The sequence below is a fragment of the Kaistia hirudinis genome, from assembly GCF_014196455.1.
GTDB classification, from domain to species: domain Bacteria; phylum Pseudomonadota; class Alphaproteobacteria; order Rhizobiales; family Kaistiaceae; genus Kaistia; species Kaistia hirudinis.
The window spans coordinates 536,598-554,371 of the sequence record NZ_JACIDS010000004.1 but is presented as its reverse complement, the minus strand read 5'-3'; the positions used below and the strand labels follow the sequence as shown (position 1 = coordinate 554,371).

At 62.4% G+C, this 17,774-nt stretch carries 16 protein-coding genes and 1 pseudogene; 8 read left to right on the top strand and 9 right to left on the bottom strand.

All coding sequences use genetic code 11. From position 1 onward, the window contains the following. Positions 1 to 27: 27 nt before the first annotated feature. The 5 genes from GGR25_RS17345 to GGR25_RS17325 all read right to left on the bottom strand — a co-directional run bounded on the left by GGR25_RS17345 (position 28) and on the right by GGR25_RS17325 (position 5,809). Positions 28 to 1,299, bottom strand: coding sequence for an alpha/beta hydrolase family protein (locus GGR25_RS17345; RefSeq protein WP_183400076.1), 1,272 nt, complete (start codon positions 1,297 to 1,299; stop codon positions 28 to 30). Next, positions 1,296 to 2,477, bottom strand: a complete 1,182-nt coding sequence (locus GGR25_RS17340; RefSeq protein WP_183400075.1) for an HlyD family secretion protein — start codon at positions 2,475 to 2,477, stop codon at positions 1,296 to 1,298. Before GGR25_RS17340 ends, GGR25_RS17345 begins: the two co-directional genes overlap by 4 nt. Before the next feature lie 97 nt (positions 2,478 to 2,574). Next, positions 2,575 to 3,132, bottom strand: coding sequence for a GNAT family N-acetyltransferase (locus tag GGR25_RS17335; protein ID WP_183400074.1), 558 nt, complete (start codon positions 3,130 to 3,132; stop codon positions 2,575 to 2,577). Then, positions 3,122 to 4,360 carry an alpha/beta hydrolase family protein gene (locus GGR25_RS17330; RefSeq protein WP_183400073.1) on the bottom strand — a complete coding sequence of 413 codons (1,239 nt, stop codon included), beginning with the start codon at positions 4,358 to 4,360 and terminating at the stop codon, positions 3,122 to 3,124. Before GGR25_RS17330 ends, GGR25_RS17335 begins: the two co-directional genes overlap by 11 nt. A 201-nt stretch (positions 4,361 to 4,561) precedes the next feature. Next, positions 4,562 to 5,809, bottom strand: coding sequence for a hypothetical protein (locus GGR25_RS17325; RefSeq protein ID WP_210299994.1), 1,248 nt, complete (start codon positions 5,807 to 5,809; stop codon positions 4,562 to 4,564). Positions 5,810 to 6,515: 706 nt separating this feature from the next. Here GGR25_RS17325 and GGR25_RS17320 point away from each other — a divergent pair. Further along, on the top strand, positions 6,516 to 7,118 hold the full coding sequence (locus GGR25_RS17320) for a helix-turn-helix transcriptional regulator (protein ID WP_183400071.1): 603 nt from the start codon (positions 6,516 to 6,518) through the stop codon (positions 7,116 to 7,118). A gap of 306 nt (positions 7,119 to 7,424) precedes the next feature. Here GGR25_RS17320 and GGR25_RS17315 read toward each other — a convergent pair whose 3' ends face one another. Further along, a complete protein-coding gene (locus GGR25_RS17315) occupies positions 7,425 to 8,036 on the bottom strand; it encodes a cadmium resistance transporter (RefSeq protein ID WP_183400070.1) in 612 nt (203 codons plus the stop codon). A 67-nt stretch (positions 8,037 to 8,103) separates the two neighbouring features. On the opposite strand from GGR25_RS17315, the gene GGR25_RS17310 reads away from it, so the two are divergent. The 4 genes and pseudogenes from GGR25_RS17310 to GGR25_RS17295 all read left to right on the top strand — a co-directional run. Continuing rightward, a complete protein-coding gene (locus tag GGR25_RS17310) occupies positions 8,104 to 9,471 on the top strand; it encodes a TAXI family TRAP transporter solute-binding subunit (protein WP_246409883.1) in 1,368 nt (455 codons plus the stop codon). 34 nt (positions 9,472 to 9,505) lie between these two features. Beyond that, positions 9,506 to 10,321, top strand: a complete 816-nt coding sequence (locus GGR25_RS17305) for a bestrophin-like domain (protein WP_183400069.1) — start codon at positions 9,506 to 9,508, stop codon at positions 10,319 to 10,321. A gap of 2 nt (positions 10,322 to 10,323) precedes the next feature. Further along, the gene (locus tag GGR25_RS17300) at positions 10,324 to 11,211 is read left to right on the top strand and encodes a hypothetical protein (RefSeq protein ID WP_183400068.1); all 888 of its coding nucleotides are present in this window, start codon (positions 10,324 to 10,326) and stop codon (positions 11,209 to 11,211) included. A 9-nt stretch (positions 11,212 to 11,220) separates the two neighbouring features. Further along, positions 11,221 to 11,607, top strand: a pseudogene (locus tag GGR25_RS17295) (IS5 family transposase); the annotation flags it as partial. Between the two features lie 1,008 nt (positions 11,608 to 12,615). Here the strand turns inward: GGR25_RS17295 and GGR25_RS17290 are convergent. Continuing rightward, positions 12,616 to 13,335 (bottom strand): phosphatase PAP2 family protein, encoded by a 720-nt coding sequence (locus GGR25_RS17290; RefSeq protein ID WP_183400067.1) that lies wholly within the window; start codon positions 13,333 to 13,335, stop codon positions 12,616 to 12,618. A gap of 148 nt (positions 13,336 to 13,483) precedes the next feature. Here GGR25_RS17290 and GGR25_RS17285 point away from each other — a divergent pair, with 148 nt between their 5' ends. Next, on the top strand, positions 13,484 to 13,705 hold the full coding sequence (locus tag GGR25_RS17285; RefSeq protein ID WP_183400066.1) for a hypothetical protein: 222 nt from the start codon (positions 13,484 to 13,486) through the stop codon (positions 13,703 to 13,705). Here GGR25_RS17285 and GGR25_RS17280 read toward each other — a convergent pair. Continuing rightward, complete coding sequence (locus GGR25_RS17280; RefSeq protein WP_183400065.1) at positions 13,702 to 14,553, bottom strand: undecaprenyl-diphosphate phosphatase; 852 nt, start codon at positions 14,551 to 14,553, stop codon at positions 13,702 to 13,704. The genes GGR25_RS17285 and GGR25_RS17280 overlap by 4 nt on opposite strands. Before the next feature lie 214 nt (positions 14,554 to 14,767). On the opposite strand from GGR25_RS17280, the gene GGR25_RS17275 reads away from it, so the two are divergent. Both GGR25_RS17275 and GGR25_RS17270 read left to right on the top strand, forming a co-directional pair. Continuing rightward, positions 14,768 to 15,433, top strand: a complete 666-nt coding sequence (locus tag GGR25_RS17275) for a response regulator transcription factor (RefSeq protein WP_183400348.1) — start codon at positions 14,768 to 14,770, stop codon at positions 15,431 to 15,433. Then, complete coding sequence (locus GGR25_RS17270) at positions 15,433 to 16,734, top strand: ATP-binding protein (protein ID WP_183400064.1); 1,302 nt, start codon at positions 15,433 to 15,435, stop codon at positions 16,732 to 16,734. The genes GGR25_RS17275 and GGR25_RS17270 overlap by 1 nt, the downstream gene beginning before the upstream one ends. Before the next feature lie 294 nt (positions 16,735 to 17,028). On the opposite strand, the gene GGR25_RS24945 is transcribed toward GGR25_RS17270, so the two are convergent. Beyond that, entirely contained in the window at positions 17,029 to 17,502 is a 474-nt protein-coding gene (locus GGR25_RS24945; RefSeq protein WP_183400063.1) for a PepSY domain-containing protein, read from the bottom strand. Positions 17,503 to 17,774 lie beyond the last annotated feature (272 nt).

Here is a 17,774-nt window from a genome sequence, read left to right as displayed (position 1 = left end):
GGGTGAGCGTTCCGCCGGACTTCCGCGTTACAGCCTATCGAACCAATTCTTCCAGAGCGCGACGGCCGTGGCGAAGGTGCCGCGGTGGTCGGTCGGACCGGTGGAGATGGCTTCGACCTTGTCGTTGCCGCCGCCGATGCCCTGTTGGTAGTTCATGGCGAGCCGCGCGAGCCCGACCGATACGACTTCGTCGGCCTCGCCATAATAATTGTGCACCGGCGTCTTGATGATCCAGCGATAGGCCTGCGTCGCGAAGGCGATCCGGCCATAGGCCGAACTGGCGAAGAAATCGGGATCGAAATAGTCCGGGCGGATCAGCTTGGTGAGATCGGTCGGAATGTCATTGAAATCATAGGGCTGGCGCTCATAGGCGCGCTTGGCGATGTCGTAGTATTCGTCGGTGAAGAAGGATCGCGCGAGGCCGGGAAGGCCGTAATAGGTCTCGAAGGAGAAGGCGGAGAGAATGTAGAGGAGATTGGTCGAGGCGGCGTCGTTCTTGCGCGGAAAGTCCAGAAAGCCGCTGAGCAAGGAGAACACGTCGGCCGGGCCGCTGGCGGTGGCCGCGCCGCTGACCTTGACGCCGTCCTTCTCCAGACGTTCGAGGAAGGCCATGGTGACGAAGCCCCCCAGCGACCAGCCGCCGAGGAAGAGCTTGCCGGTCGCGATCTGCATCTGCGCCAGCACGGCCTCGGAGGCGCGGAGCATGTCGAGGCTCGCCTGCTGCTGGCTCGCCATGACGCCGAAGGCTTCCGGCTCCGTCGATGCGCCCATGCCGAAATAGTCGGCACCGATCACGACATAGCCCTGGCCGGCGAACTGCGCGACGATCAGCTGCGTCTCCCCCGACTGGTCCGGGAAGGATGGCACCTGCGTCTTCAGGAAGGCCGAGCCGTGCTGATAGGACAGGATGGGGAGGCTGGACGCACCGGTATCCGGCACCGCAAGCAGGCCGGTGGCGACGATCGGCCGGTTGTTCTGTTCCGGCACGACCGAGGCATAGGTGATCCGATAGAGACGGACGGCGTTTCTCGCCGGCGTATAGGGCACGGAAATGCCGAAATATTTCGGCGAGTCGACCGTCAGGATGCGGTTGAGCGTGTCGATGTCCCAGCGGCCGATCAGCTCGGAGCGGACGCCCGACGGAACGGCGATCGGCGCCGCGTCCGCGGCCGCCGCGAGACCCGCATTTGCCCATGTGAGGACGAGGGCGCCGACGAGGCCGAGGAGGCTGACGAGGAGCCGCCACGCCTGCCGGGACGAGGTGGCGGCGCTGCGGGTTTGGGGCGCAAGGACTGTCATGGCCGCTGCTCCACTGCGGGGCCGGGGCCGCCATCCGCCGGAGCCCGAACCTCCAAGGTCGCGAGATCGCCGGAGCCGACCACCCCTTCGGGCGTGTTCGCCGCGAGCGCGATGCGGACGAGATAGACGATGCTGCCGGGGATGAAATAGGCGACGGCATCATCGTCGAAGAACAGGTTGCGGGCTTCGGCGCGCGAAAGCGGCGTCTTCGAGATCGAACGGATCGTGCCGCTGAGGGGGTGATCGATCTCCTTGCGGGCATGAGCGGGCCGCAGCGAGACGGTCATGCCCTGCTTGAGCAGCGGCACATCCGCGATGTCGACGAAGGCATAGGCCTGCAGCGTCGGATTGGCGTTCGACAGCGTGAGCAGCACATCCTTGGCGTCGATGGACGCGCCGCGCGTGATGAAGATCGAATTCACGATGCCGTCGCTGGGCGCGCGAATGGTGCGCAGGAACTCGTACTGGCTCTCCAATTCGCCGAGCGCAATGCGCTGATCCTCGATCTGGCGCGACAGCGGCGCAAACTGCTCGTAGCGCTGCTTCTGCATCTGGGCGATGCGCGAATCGACCTCCAGCAGAGCGAGCTTCTGCTTCATGAGCTCGTTGACGCTCTGGTCGTATTGCACCTGCGCCTGAAATGCCGCGCCGCTGGTCTCCAGGCCCTTGGAGCGGAGTTCCGTCTTTCCCTCGAGGATCCGCTTGTAGCCGTCGCGCTCCCTCTCGATCGTCGCGATCGCCTCGCCGATCTGCCGCCGATACTCGGCTTCGAGCGTCAGCATGGCGTTCTCATACTGGTCCGCGAGCCCGGTAAGCTCTTGAAGATAGTCGCTGCGCCGCTGCAGCGACGCTTTCGTCGTGGCGATCTTTTCGTCGAGGAGCGGCGCGCGCAGCGTCAGCAGCACCTGCCCCTTGGTCACGACCTCGTCGGGGCCGATCTTGATGTCCTCGACGATTGCGGGACCCGCGGCATAGATCGGGTGCACGACGTCGAAATCGGGCGCCTCGGGCAGAAAGATCGCCCGCGCGTCGATGATCGCTGCGCTTGGGGCCGAGGCCGCGCCCGCCGGGGCGGCGGCCAGCAGGGCAGCGGCGAGAAACGACGCGGCGAGGCCGGCCGGCAGCCTCCGCCGCGCCGCGCTTCGGCCCAGAGGATCCATCTTCATCGACTGCGCCATGACGGCTCTCCCATTGGCTGGACGCGACAGATCCTCCCGCGCCGCGAGGCGGCCGCCGCGAAGCATGGAACGGACTGCGCTTCGCGCGCGCGCCGTCTCAAACCGCGCGCTCCATATAGAGCCAGAACGGCAGAAGCGGCGGTGGCGGCTCGGCGCCGGCATAGGGTCCGCGCGGCAGGAAGCCGGACGCCTGATAGATCTTCTGCGCGGATTTCATGAAGACCGCCGTGTCGAGCCGCAGGGTGGCGTAGCCCAGTCGGCGCGCTTCGCCGACCAGATGGCCGACGGACTGGAAGCCCAGCCCCTGGCCGCGGAACTGCGGGCGCGTGAAGATGCGGACGATCTCCGCGGCGCCGTCCGGAAGGCGCCGCAATCCGCCCATCGCCATGATCTGACCGGTCTCGGCCCTCCGGGCATAGATGCCGCCATCCTCCGGCGCAATGCCGGCGGCGATGTCCGCCGTATGGCGGACATAGTCCTCAAGGCTCATGCCGACGATGTCCGGAATGGCGAAATTGCAGAAGCGGATGATCTCGCCATTCATCCAGTCGAAATATTCCTGCGTGACCGCGACGTAGTCATCGCGGACCGCATCCACCCGCATATCCAGCCGGTCGAATGCGGCACCAAGGGCGGACGGCGTCCTATCGGGCATCGAACCATTCCTTCCAGTGCGGGACGGCGGTGGCGAAGGTGCCGCGATGGTCGGTCTCGCCGGTCGAGATGGCTTCGACCTTGTTATTGCCGCCGCCAATGCCCTGCTGGTAGTTCATGACCAGCTTGCCGAGCCCGACCGAGACGATCTCATCGGCCTCGCCATAATAGTTGCGCACCGGCGTCTTGATGATCCAGCGATAGGCCTGCGTCGCGAGCGCGATCTTGCCATAGGCCGAATTGGCGAAGAAATCGGGATCGAAATATTCGGCGCGCACCAGCTTGGTGAGATCCGTGGGGAGATCTTCTATCTTATAGGGCTGGCGCTCATAGACCTTCCTGGCGAGGTCGTAATATTCGTCGGTGATGACCGTGCGGGCGAGGCCCGGCACGCCGTAATAGTTCTCGAAGGAGAAAGCCGACAGGATGTAGAGCACATTGGTCCAGGTGGCGTCGTTCTTGCGCGGAAAGTCCAGGAAGCCGCTGAGCAGCGAGAAGATGTCGGCCGGACCGCTCGCCGTTGCCGCGCCGTCGACCTTGATGCCCACCTTCTCCAGCCGTTCCAGGAAGGCCATGGTGACGAAGCCGCCTTCGGACCAACCGCCGATGAAGAACTTGTCGGTGGCGATCTTCATCTGGCCGAGCACGGCGCGCGCGGCGAGCAGCATGTCGAGACTCGCCTGCTGCTGGCTGCCGATGACGCCATAGCCTTCCGGCTCCGTCGAGGCGCCCATGCCGAAATAGTCCGGCCCGATCACGACATAGCCCTGCCCGGCGAACTGGGCGAGGACCAACTGCGTCTCGGGCGACTCGTCCGGGAACGACGGCACCTGCGTCTTCAGATAGACCGTGCCATGCTGGTAGGACAGCAGGGGGAAGCTCGTCCCGCCGGTGTCCGGCACGGCGAGCAGGCCGGTCGCGACGATCGGCTTGTTGTCCTTTTCCGGCACGACCGAAGCATAGGTGACCCGGTAGAGGCGGACGGCATTCTTTGCCGGCGCATAGGGCACGCTGATGCTGAAGAATTTCGGCGCGTCGACGGTGAGGATCTGGTTGAGCTTGTCGACATCCCAGCGGCCGATCAGCTCATAGCTCACCCCCGAGGGAACGGCGATCGGCGCCGCCGCGACGGCCGTGGTCGCCTCTGTGGCGAGGACCATGGTGGGGCCGGCCAGCGCGATGACCACGCTGCCGGCGAGGCCCGCGAGGAGCCCGAGAATCCGTGACATAGCTGTCTCCTTCCGGCGGCGCCGGCTCTGTGCCGCCCTGCCGGCGGCCATGTGATCGTTGTCCGTTCGCATCGCGCTTCCGCCTTCCAGGCCACCCCACCCAACGCCAAGGGCGGGGAGGCGCCGGGGCGGCCGGCGTTCATGGTCCCGGACGGGGCTCAAACCGCGATCCGGCCCAGGCCGGCGGCCGGCGGTGTGGCGTCATTTCGCGTATTTCTGCAGCAGATATCCCGTCGTCCTCGAAATAGTGCCCGCCGGCTTTCCGTCGACGACGATCCGATCGGCGATCGTCGTCTTGAACCGACCCGGATCCTGATGGAACAGGCCGTTCGGTCCATAGAGCAGCGCGTCGATATAGGTGGCGGACGAACAGGCGTGCTGGCCATATTTCTTGTTGATCTTGAAGTTGTTGACGGATCCGGCAGGCGCACATTTTTCGGCGATCGCGTCCGACAGGCCGGCCGGGCTCGGGATCTGCGCCGCAGCGCCGATCTCCTCGAAGGCATAGCGGACGGAGGCGATGCCGTAGAAAGGGCTCGTGCTGCCGGCGATGCCGGGGTCGCCGCCCTCTGCGAGGCGCGCCCCAATGATCGCTGAATAGGAAGCGAGACACTGCGCCGCGTCGAATGTCGCCGGTCGCGCGATTCTGACGCGCGCGCCGCTGATCAGGTCGCCCGAATCCTGCGCCGGCTGCATCCCGGTCGGGAAGCAATGCGCGCCGCCATCGCCGGGCGGGTTCTCCTGCCGCATCGCCCGGCGCGCATCGTCCTGCCCGAGGCCGAGATAGGTGCGATCGAAGACCGAGAAGGTCCTGCCATTGATCGTCACCGGATAGATATTTCTGGCCGGATCGGGCGCCGCCGTCGTCGGATAGCTGATCTGCATCGACGATCCGCCGACCTCGACGATACCGATCGGCGCCTTGTCCGACCGGAAGGCGTCACGATAGCGGTTGTTCACCTCGATCCAGGTCCAGAGCCCCTCCTCCGCGCTGCCGTCCACGGTGCGGATGTCGCCAGCCGTGAAGCCCTTCGCGCTGATGAACTGGCGAATGCCGTCATAGAACGCATCGACTTCCGACGGGTCATGCGTGCCGACCGGCTTCAGCGTGCTGCGCATGCCGGCCGTGGCGAGGAGATCCACGACGACATCGACGTCGCGCACGCCGCGTCCCTTCAGCGCCGGGGCGATCGCGTCGAGAAGCGGGCCGATCAACGCGTCCCCCACGGCGTCCGGGCCGAGATTCTTCTCCGTCCCGCCGACCTTGTTCAGAAAGTCGTCAATGCCCTCGTCGCCCGCCACGCCCTTGTGGCTCGCGATCTCCTTGATCTCCGGATACGGACCGGGGACGACCTCATAGAGGGAGATGCGCGTTCCGCTGCTGCCGGCGTCGATGACAGCGGTGTAGACCGTCGCGGCAGCCGGCGCGATCCCGACGACCCCGGCCACGAGCATCATAGCCAGACCAAGCGTCGCGGCACGCGCACGCCTCGACCGAGGACTCACCGGCTCGCCGATCTCGACAGAACTCCGCAAACCGTCCGTCTTGCGCAACACGTCACCCCCGCCTGCGCCCTCGTTACGTCGAATAGTTGGATATCGCGACCCAGCGTCAAATATAAGCACCATAGACGACTATATGGCGCGCGACGACGCGTATATATCTGTCTATTCTTATCGCGATCATATCCATCGATGTTCGATGTGTTTATCTTCGTGTATTCTGCGGCACAACATGTATCAGATCATCATATTTACATAGCCTGAATGCCACATTAAATTGCCCGGCAATTGCCCTTCGGCACATCAACCAGGACGTGGCAAGCCATTGCCGTGATGACGCGCAAATGTGCGCCTCGCAGCCATATGTCCGACAAATATTGTTGCACGTTTCAGGCCCCCCCGACCCGGACGCTACCCTACTGCCCATCGCTCCCGTCCAGCCCGAATACTGGAGACGGTACAGCAGGCAGGAACAACCGCCTGTTGTGTATTCCTTGAGCCGGACCAACTCTCAGCCTCTGGCGCCGGGAATCTTCGGATCTCTCGCTTGACAACAAGTTTATGCCGGGAGTGAAAGTTGGCGCTATTGCAAAGACAGCCGCCATGCTAGCAAAAATATACGCTCATATCCGCGCCCGGAAGCCCAGGCCCCATGAATGACGTCGGCATCGGTACGAAGCTGAGGATCTGGCGTCGTTCGAACGGCATCAAGCAGGATGCCATGGCGGCTGCACTCGGCGTAACGCAAGCCACGGTGTCGCGCTGGGAGAACGGGCGCGATATCCCTTCGATCGAGATCTCGCGCCGGATAACGGATCTGATCGCGACGCAGATCCGCGACGAGCTTGCGATCGAGAGCCGCTTCGTCGAGCGACTGTCGTCGGTCCAGGCCATTTTCGATATCGACGGCATTCGGCTTCAGGCGGCCTCGTCGGGATGCGTCCGCGCCTGGCCGCTGTTCTCGCGGCTGGCGGGCCGCGCCTTCGAGTCGCGGATGATCGGCGAGAGCCGGATCATCCTCGATGACGTCGAAACGAGAAACAGCGTCGTCAAAGGCGACATCGCCATAATCGTCGGCATCAGCACCCGGCATCTCGATCTGGCGGGCGACGTGCCCTTCAAGCACCGCTGGATTTCACGCTTCTGGTTTCACGGGCATCGCGTGTTCGCGACACTGGCCTATGAGCCCTGCGACGCCGACACGCCGGTCGGCATCGAACAGGTCTTCCATCTGGAAGACATCGCCAAGCGATAGGCGCAGGCCCATCCCTCCGCCGGTACGGTCTGGCGGGGAAACATCGGTCCGTCCGGCAAAATATACGCGGATATCCGCGCGCGTCGGGTCGAGTCGATTGCGCGCCGCCTCCCTATGGGGCGGAAAAGCCCTGACATTACAGCCTATTGGCCGGGAGCCGGCGATGGATCGCGGTCGCCGGGAAAATCCCCCCGCTGGTGCGCTTGTCATCCCAATGGCCCGCGCGGCCGCTTGACCCGGTCAAGCGGGCAGTGCAACGCTCGGGAAGCACTGCAGCGCGGCAAGCAATGACGACCTCGCACGGCGTCAAAAGAGGTCGATTGCTCCGGACAATATATGAATTCCGAGCGCGATCAGGACGAACGGGAGAATCCGATGACCGTAGCGGCGAATATAATCGCCGAGAAAGCGATTGTTTACTAAAAGGCGCCCCAGATAGCACCAAAGCAATGTCATGATGGCGAAGATGGCGGCGAAGAGCGGGACCCAGGAGGACTTGCTTGCAAAGAGGGGGATGTACACGCCGAGATTATCGCCGCCATTGGCGATGGTGACGCCGGCGATCGCCAGTATCTGCGAATGCAATCCTCTTTCCAGCTCATGCTCTTCGCGATCTGCCGCTTGGACATCCGCTTCCTCATGCTCCGGCCGCCAGAGTGCAACCAACTGCTTGATCCCCAGGCCAAGCGGTACGACGCCGAGCAGTGAAATCAGACCGGGCGGGAGGGCGATGGCAAGCCAAGCCGCCAGACAACTGACGACAACAAGCGTGCCGATGCCTAGAAACTGGCCGAAAACGACCGATCGCGGCCTGATCTTGCTGTCGGAATAGAAGGCCGCCAACAGAAATATGTCGTCGACATTCGTTGACAGGAACACAACAATTGCGAGCGCCGCGTTTGTATAGAATTCGCCCATCGGATTCGGTCTGCTTCATTGCCCTGGAATACGGATTCATTAATTCGTTCACGTCGGTGAAATGTCAATGAATATATTGTCGCATATAAAGCTGTATTCGAAATTTGATCTTGCGCGCGAAGCGTCGGTCTGGAAGAAGATCGGCATATTCTATCTGCCGATCGTCCTACTCATTGCTGTCGCCGCCGCCGCGATCTTCTTCTATGTCGAACCCTTCCCGCGGCAGCACACGGTGCTTGCGACCGAGCAACGCGGCACGGTGACCGATCAGCTGGGTGATGGCTTCCAGTCATTCTTCGAGCGCAATGGTCTCCCGCTTCAGATCGAGAGCCGGACAGGACTCGACGAGATCGAGAAGGACCTGCGCGATCCCGGCTCGAAGATCAACGCCAGCTTCGTGGTCTCCGGCGCCGGATCACCGGCGGACTATCCGGGGCTCGTCTCGCTCGGCAATGTCGCCATTGCGCCGCTGTGGCTGTTCTATCGTGGCGATGCGATCAGCGTGGACGACCCGTTCGAATATTACCGCGACAAGCCGATCGCCATCGGCGCGCCGGGCACGGTCAGCCAGAAGCTGTTCAAGACGCTGATGGAGCTCAACAATCCGGGGACCGGCGACAAGCCCAATTTCCTGAAGCTTCCGCATGCCGAGGCTGCCGACCAGCTGCTGGCGGGCAATATCGACGCGCTCTTCATCGTCGACGCCTTCAGTTCGCCGATCGTCCAGCGCCTGCTGCAAAGCCCCGATATCAAGCTGATGAATTTTCCGCTCGTCGACGCCTATGTGCGACGACTGCCCTTCCTGCAGAAGGTCACGGTTCCCCGCGGCGGCATCGACATCAGCGAGATCCGGCCGCCGCTCGATGTCGCGATGCTGGCCTCGGGCGTCAATCTCCTCGTCGAGAAGGATGTTCACCCGACGGTCCAGTGGGCCTTCCTGCTCGCGGCCCGCGAGATCAACCTGAAGACCAGCAACTTCTTTCCCTCGGCCGGAAACCTGCCGCAATACAAGGATCGCGGCTTTCCGCTGAGCCCGGTGGCGACGCGCTTCTATACCAGCGGTGTTCCGGGGTTCTTTGGCTACCTGCCCTTCTGGCTCGCCTCGCTGCTCGAAAATGTCTGGGTCGTCCTGTTCGCTCTGTTCCTGCTGGCCCTGCCGATCTTCAAGAAGATCGTCGGCTATCGCGGTTTCGCCTCGCAGAAGCTGCTGTGGCTTCACTTCTGGGAGCTGCGCTATCTCGAAGACGAGCTGAAGGACAGCCGCACGGCCGCCGACGTCAAATCCGTTCTCGACCATCTCAGGCGTCTCGACGACCAGGTCGCGGCGACCTGGGTCGTGGACGACCAGATGCGCCATTACTTCAATCTGAGGCGCTGCGTCGCCAGCGCCATCCAGGATGCGGACAAGAGGATTGCCGCCCTTGAGAAGCTCTGACTGCGCCACGCGGCATCCGGGATTTCAGTGATCCATGTATCCATCGTTCATCGAAAAGATGTCGGACCTGCAGCTTCTGCTGCTGTTTCCGATCATCGCCTGTCTGGCCCTCACCCTGGTGACCGTTGCCCTGCGGCTCGCCAACGACAGGCTGAGCTGGCTCGACTATGATAGCGATATCGTCGACACGGCGACCCAAAACAGCATGTCGGGCGCCTATGTCGTTCTCGGCTTCGTCCTGGCGCTGGTGATGGCTACCGCCTCCGGCATCGACGACAAGGTTTCGCAGGAGGCACAGTCGATCAAGAGCCTCAACCGGATGCTGATCCTCGACGGATCGGAGCCGGCCCTCAAGGCGCGCCAGTCGCTGATCGACTATACGCAGTCGATCCTCCGCGACGAATGGCCCGTTCTCAGGCAAGGGCATGGGAGCAGCCTGACCTCGTCCGCGCTCACCGAGGTCTTCCAGCAGATCGACCGGATCAATCCGCAATCGCCCGAGAGCGTCGCCGTCTTCGGCCGGATTCTCGACGCCGCGGACCACGTGGCGCAGGGGCGGAACGACCGGATCATGGGGGTATCCGCCACGCTGCCCGCGATGTTCTACACCGTCAGCCTGCTCAGCATTCTCGGCGTGATCATCATCTGCGCCCTTCGCCTGATCGAGGCGACGCCGCTTCGGGTGATCACGCTGACGGTTCAGCTGATCATGCTGACGCTGATGCTGGGCGCCATCGCCATCATCGATCTGCCCTATCTCGGCGACACGCGTATTTCCGCCGACAGTCTCAGCGCGGTCTACGACGCCATGCTGGCGCAGGACCCGACGCTTCACACTAGCGAGGACTAGCTATGGCCAGCGAGGACTACGAGGTGCTCCGCGCCTCGATCACGGACACGCTGGAGCTGAAGGCCGGCCGGCGCTATGTCGTGATGACGGACGTGCGCGTCCGCAAGGGCGCCACCCTGGTCGTGGAGGATGGAGCGACCATTCTCATCCAGAACGGCGCCGTCTCCTCAAGCGAGATCGGACACGCCGCGCTCATCTTCGAACAGGGATCGGTGCTCAAGGCGGGGCGTCTCTACGTCAGGGCGTGCAATGACCGTTTCAGGCCAATCAAGCGGGCCGACAATGGCGGCCTGTGGTTCTTCGGCGCCTATCGGAGCGCGGCGAAAGACGGGCTGAGCGTGACGGCAGCCCCGGCCACCGACGCCTCGTCCTTCAGCGCCGTCCTGATCGCGACCTATTATCTCGGACATGCCGACCCCGTCTCGGACAGCAACGATCCGATCGAGGATGACCGGGACGGATTCTCGCTGATGGGCGTCGGCCCCCAGGAATGGGACGTCGCCGAGGTGAGAAGCTATCATTCGGCGGATGACGGGCTCGATCTGACGAATTCGCAGATCCGATTGCAGAGGCTGCGGGTCGTCGCACCTGGCGAAGACGGCATCAATCTGAGCAGCAGCACACTCCAGGTGGCGCGCAGCCTGCAGGTCGACGTAGACATCACGGACGTCTTCGACCGCGACATCTTCGACTTCGAGACGGATGACGGCCCGAGCTATGTCGAGATCGCGCAGCACTGCCATGTCGACATCTGCGGCGTGTTCGGCGACCAGCTCCACCTGAAGAGCCCGGACATGCCTGCGCCGAGCGAGGCCGACGGCGTCTCCTACCGCTTCAAGGATTTCCTCCGCCAGTCTCCGGCGCTCGTCTATTCGCTGAACGAGGACTGAGAGCCGCCGATCATCACGCCGTTATTGCCGAACAAGCCGCGGGGCGCACCTCGAGCCGATGATCACACGGTGCTGAACGGCATCGACTGGCGCCTGCGGACCGGATCGCCCTGGGCCGACATTCTGGAGCGCCACGGCCCGGCCACCACCTGCTACAACCGCTTGGTCCGCTGGCGGAAGCTCGGTGTTTGGGATCGCATATTCGCGGCCGTTTCCGCCGCCTATGACGGTGATCTGCAGATGATCGACTCTTCGTCGGTCCGGGTCCATCAGCATGCGGCCAATGTCAAAAAGGGGCCCCGCCTCAGCCGAGGCGGGTACTGGGACGAGCCTCACACCCGATGCATGGGGCGCGCTCCAGGCGGACTGTCCACCAAGATCCATGCCCCAGCGGACCGCGCAAGAATGGAAATGTCGGGCGAATTCGCGGCGTCAAAAGACGCATATAATAACAATATCAATGGGTTATATGGTGGCGGTGGACGCAGTTTGCTGTGAACTCGTCTCCGTCTGCATTCCCTGTTCGGAGCAGAATCGCGAGACAGCGCCTTTCTCGCCACTTCGGGTCGCGCTCTCGCTAGAAAGTGACGCGATTTCCGTGCGTTAACTGAATACGTCTGTTGAACTGATGGGCCGTTTTTTCGACTCTGGAGCGATATTCGCGGTCGCTATCAGGGAAAAGCGATTGTCGTTTGCCGGGATTGCATTGTCGTTCGCCCGGATCTGACTGCACGCTCGCGGGATCCGCTTGCGCGATTGCGGGATCGCATTGCCGGATTGTGGATTGGCTCGGTCGGTATGCGGTGGTGCCCTGCCGCAATGCAGGTCATAATTGCCGTTTCTTGGTATAGGACTGTCAAATTCGGATTGAGCCCGACAAGAACCGACCCAATGACTCGAACGGACGCGCCATCGATGGTCTGCCGTTCATAAGGGGAGAAGTTCAGCAGGGCACATTCGAATGAGCACTCAGTGGAGTGGCCGGTGTTGCCATTGCCTGACACTAGGAACGTCTGCTTCCGCGTTGTTGATTCCCGCGACTTGAGCGACCGGTGTTGGATGGTTTGCGGATAGCCGCGGAGTGTTCCGCCACGTCGATAGCGTCGGTCCGTGGCGGGCGAGGCAAGAAATCAATAATTCCTGCCCTATAATCAATTTCTATAGATTAAACTTAGTATGATCGGATTAAATAATGACCTTTTTTGAAGTAATATATGGACTCTATATTTAAAAATACCGAGATATCAATAATAATATAGCGACAATTTTCGGAGTAAAGGACGATAGGCTATATTTCTGGTCCAGAAAATCACATCTAATCGACATTAGACAACGAGTAGAGACGCGTTGCCCAGGCACAAGCTGCATCTGCCAGATTGCAGAGCCGGTTTGCGACAGCGGCAATCACGGTTGGTCGAGGTGCGTGCCGGCATCTTGGCCGCTACCCGTTCCGCGACCTCCGAGCAACCGGCTGATACCCAGGCAGGCCATGGCCCAGCCTGATCCGAGGACCCAGCCCGCCAGGACGTCGGTTGGATAGTGTACGCCGAGATAGACCCGACTCACGCCGACGGCGAGCGTCAGGAAGACGGCGGTGCCCATCAGGAACGTCTTCAGCCGGGGATTGGGCTCGATGCTTGCCAACAGCGCTCCGAGCGTCAGATAGGTGATGGCCGACATCATGGCGTGGCCGCTCGGGAAGCTCGCGGTCGAGACGTCGACGATATGTGCGACCAATTCCGGCCGCGGCCTGTTGTAAGCGATCTTGAGAACCGAGCTCAGCAAGGTGCCCCCGCCGACGGACACCAACAGCAGCAGCGCCATTTCGCGCTTCCGGGACAGCAGAAGATAGATGATCGAGGCGACCATGATGAATGTCAGCACGGTCGTGCTGCCGAGGCTGGTCGTATCCTTCATCGCCAGTTCGAGCCATGTCGGCCCGATCGGATCCGCGAGATCGCCCGGCACGCGCAGGGCCAGCAGCACGGATTCGTCGAGATGGAGCGTCTCGCCTTCCTTCACCTCATTTCCGAGCATGATGAAGCCGAGTACGAGCCCGGCCGGAACGAACAGTGTCGCCAGGGGTAGGAATTCTCTCAGTCTGACCAGTGGCGGGAATTGCATGGTGTTGTTTCCTCGGATGGGGAGGCTGGAAGGTCACGTCGACGCCCCCATGAGGCCGACAGAGCTAATCGACAGCTAAGAATCGGCGCCGCTAACTGGCGGCCAATGGAGCCTATCCGGGCTTCCTTTCTCGCGTGCAGGTGTGGTCATGCCAAAGGCGATGGTTGCTGCTTCGATTGTTGTGGGAATGCTGTTCGTCATTCTCGCCGGCCTTTATTGGGCGATTCCGGCAGGTTCATTGCCGGCCTGGATGCCGGGCTTCGAAGTTGGGTCGACCCATATCCACTTCAAGCATGGTCTTGGCTCGTTCATTCTCGGTCTCGCGATCTTCGCGTTCGCCTGGTTCCGCAGCGGGCCGAACCGCATCTAGAAGCGCAGCCATGCAAGCGCGAGTGCGCCAGCCGCCAAGCAGTAGATCGCGAAGGGCGTCAGCGTCCTTGTCTCGAAATAGCGCAGCAGGAACCGGATTGAGACGAAAGCGCTGACGGCGGCGCAAGCGGCACCGGCCAAGGCCGGGCCGGCACCCGCAGTTCCGTTGGCGAGCAGGTCCGGGACTTTCAGGACAGCGGCTGCCAAGATGATCGGCGTTGCGAGCAGGAATGAGAAGCGAGCGGCATTGTCATGGGAAAGGCCGGTTGAAAGGCCTCCCGCGATCGTCATGCCGGTTCGCGAAAACCCCGGCAGCAAGGCGAGGCATTGGGCGAGGCCGATGAAGAAGCAACTCGGCCAGGAAAGCGCGGCGATCTTCTCATCGTCATAGGTGCCTTCGTCCGATCTCCGACGCCGAAAGACCGCTTCGGCGATATAGAGGGCCACACCGTTCAGGATGAGCACGACAGCGATGACGTCGGCGGCGGCGAAGAGTTGCTTGAGCCGTTCCTCGAACAAAATACCGAGAACGCCCGCAGGGATGGTGGCGACGATCAACAGCCATCCGATGCGGGCATAGGTGTCCTCGATTCGGATCTCGCGTTGGCGCAAGGACCGAAGGATCCCGGCGACGATGTGCACCCAATCGCGCCAGAAGAAGGCAAGAAGGACAAGAGCCGTCGCCAGATGGGTCAGAACGATGAAGGACAGGAAGGCATCGTTCGACTGGTCGAGGTTCCAGCCGAGCAAGGCGGGGATGAGCACGCTATGTCCGAGGCTCGATATCGGGAACAGTTCAGCGAAACCCTGAAGAAGGCCGAGAAGAATAGCCTCCGGGAATGAAATCATGGGAGATTGCACCCTCTATCGACGCTGATCGGCCTCAGGCCGATCACAGATGTCGCCCGAGTGACATTGGCGGGACCCTGAATTAGTTGAGGCTTAGGAACCACCCCAAATGCCCGAAGCGGTCGCCGAGAAGGCGGAGGTGCCGCGGGCGAGCGATGTCGACTTGTCCGATGTAGCGAATTTCGAGGCGGAGAGACTTGGAGGGCTGCGCATCATGCGCATCTTGCTGATCGAGGACGATGCGATGATCGCCAAGGCGTTGCTGCAGGCTCTGCACGACGCCGGCATGTCGGGTGACTGGGCTCGTGACGGGCAACTAGGTGCCGAGGCGGTGGCGGCGCGCGACCATGCGCTGGTGCTTCTCGATCTCAGCCTGCCGCATGGCAGCGGCATCGACATCCTGCGCGGTGCCCGAGCTGCCGGCAACACCGTCCCTGTCATCGTGATCACCGCGCGGGACGAACTGGAGGATCGCATCGCCGGGCTCGACCTCGGAGCCGACGACTATCTGACCAAGCCGTTTGAGATCAAGGAGTTGCTGGCGCGGATCCGGGCGGTTCTGCGTCGCCATGGCGGCCACGCCGATTCCGTTATCCGCAATGGCGATATCGAGCTCGACACTGCAAGCCGCGAGCTTTCCTATCGGGGCGACATTCAGCCGCTTTCGGCGCGCGAATTCGCGATCATGCGCGCTCTGCTCGATCGGCCGGGAACCATTCTTTCGCGCGGCCAGCTCGAGGAGAAGGTCTATGGCTGGGGTGAGGAGGTCGAGAGCAACGCCATCGACGTGCTGATCTATTATATCCGTCGCAAATTCGCGAAAGAGATCATCAACAATGTGCGTGGCGCCGGCTGGAGCGTTCCGAAGGCGGGTCGCTGATGTCGTTGCGCCGCAGGGCCTTTCTCTGGGTCGCGGCGTTGATGACGCTGGTCGGACTGGCCACGGCGGCGATCGGCTATTTCCTCGTCAGCAAGGAAGCGTCGGAGTTTCTCGACGATCAGATCCGGCAGATCGCCTTTTATGTCGGCGATACGCCCGCCGTGGCAGCCTTCGCCACCGCGCCGTCGAACGATCCGGAGGACGACTTGTTGGTGCAGGTCTGGGACGAGGCGGGTCACCCGCTCCGGCTCTCGGCGGTCGGCACTGGCGTTGAGCGGCAACTGCAGACGGGATTCGCAGACGTCGAGACTCCGGATGGTGGATGGCGCGTCTATAGCCTCGTGACGCCAGACCGCACGGTTCAGGTCTCGCAGCGCCTGCGCGTTCGCGAAGAGATCGCGGCGGGGTCGGCGTGGCGCGCGGCCCTGCCCGTGGTCGCGCTGATCCCGATGGCCTGGCTGATGCTGACCTTCGTCGTCACGCGGATGATGCGCCGTCTGAACGTGACGGCCGGAGCGGTCGGGGCCCGCGCGGCGGACGACGTGGATCCCATCCCGACCGACCATGTCCCCGCGGAAGTCCTCCCCTTCGTTCATGCGATCAACAGACTATTGTCCCGCCTGGCCGGCGTGCTCGAGCGTCAGCGCCGCTTCGTATCGGATGCCGCGCATGAGTTGCGTACGCCACTGGCGGCATTGCGAATCCAGATCGACAATCTTCAGAATGCCAATCGGTCTCCCGAGCTGACGGGTTTGCTGGCGGATATGGACGGCGGTATTCGCCGATCCTCGAATCTCGTCAGTCAGTTGCTGAAACTGGCGCGCTATGATGAGACGCCGGAACCAGACCGGGCCGTGCGGGTCGATCTCGTTGCAGTGACGCTGTCGATCCTCGCCGAGTTCGCGCCGCTGGCCGAACGGAAATCTATCGATCTCGGCGTCGTCCGGCAGGATGAGGCCTTCTGCGTCGGCCTAGCCGATGATTTCGCCGTGATCATCGGGAACTTCGTCGACAATGCGATCCGGTACACGTCGGCTCAGGGCGCGATCGACGTGGCAATCCGTCGTGATGGAGCCGGCATAGTCGTCGAGGTTATCGATACCGGGCCGGGAATCGCACCGGAGGATCTGCCGCGCGTTTTCGAACGCTTCTTTCGATCCGCTGATCCTTCGGGCGAGGGTAGCGGCCTAGGCCTTGCCATAGCCAAGGCAGCCGCGGAGCGAAACGGCGCGGTTCTCCACATAGCCAACCGGACCGATCGGGGCGGATTGGTTTGCGCCCTCTCCGTCCCAGCCGCCTAGCCGTCCAGCCGCGGGCGCCACGCCTCGCCCTCATTTTCTCCTAATCCACGGCCTCTATCAGCGGACCGGCGGGCGATGATCGCGGTTCTGGAGCGCGGTGGCCGCTGGTTCGCTGCTCCTCCATTGGACAGGTATTTCTCGGTCATGACGATCGCAGTACCGCGCGTTTTCGCCGCCGACTTGTGGTCGCAAATGTCGTTGTCTGAGATGCGGCCAAGTGGGGGCCTGACGGAGGCTGAAAGCCTTGCGGTGCCCGGGACCGGGCACCGCTCTTCGCATCAGCCAATCGTTCCGCTATCGAGCGCCGTTCTCGCCATTGTCTCCCTGGTCCCCGGCGTCCTGCTGATCCTGCGCATCGCCGCTCTCTTCGTCCGATCCGGCGAGCTTCATCACCTCGCCCGAGATGGCGTCGACCGCCACGTCCTGCGTGGTGCCGTTCGAGGCGATGAGTTCGACCTGATAATAGGGCGTCGCGGCCGGTCCTTCGAACGAGACACCGGTCGCCTTGCCGCCCATCTTCGTCTCAGCCGCCTGCAGTGCCTGAGACGGCGAGAGTTTGGCCGACAGGAATGCCTGAGTCTCGATGGCACGATCGGCAGTGCCGTTGCCATCCTCGGCATGGGCAAGGCCGGCGCCGCCGAATCCCAGAGCCGGCAGGATGATGGTCAAAGCGATGTACTTCTTCATTGCTGTTCCTTGCTTCGTTGCTCGATCGGGCGAGTGCTCGATCCGGCGCTGAGCAACATCGCGGTCATTCCTGTCCGCCACCCGTCCGGAAGCCTACCGATCGGTAAACTGGGCATCGTGGGCGACAAGGAGTGAGATGGCAATGACGAGTAATAGATCTCGGCGACGCAAAGCCATCATGAATGATCAATAATAATGTTAAACATTGGAATTCCTCTATGGATATATTCCAATCACAGGAATTTCATAATGATTACATCTAGAGTAATTCAAAAAGATAGACGTTGACGATGATTCATCTCGCGCGCTAACAAGCGCGCACTGCCTCGCATTCATCTGGTCTGGTAGGATCC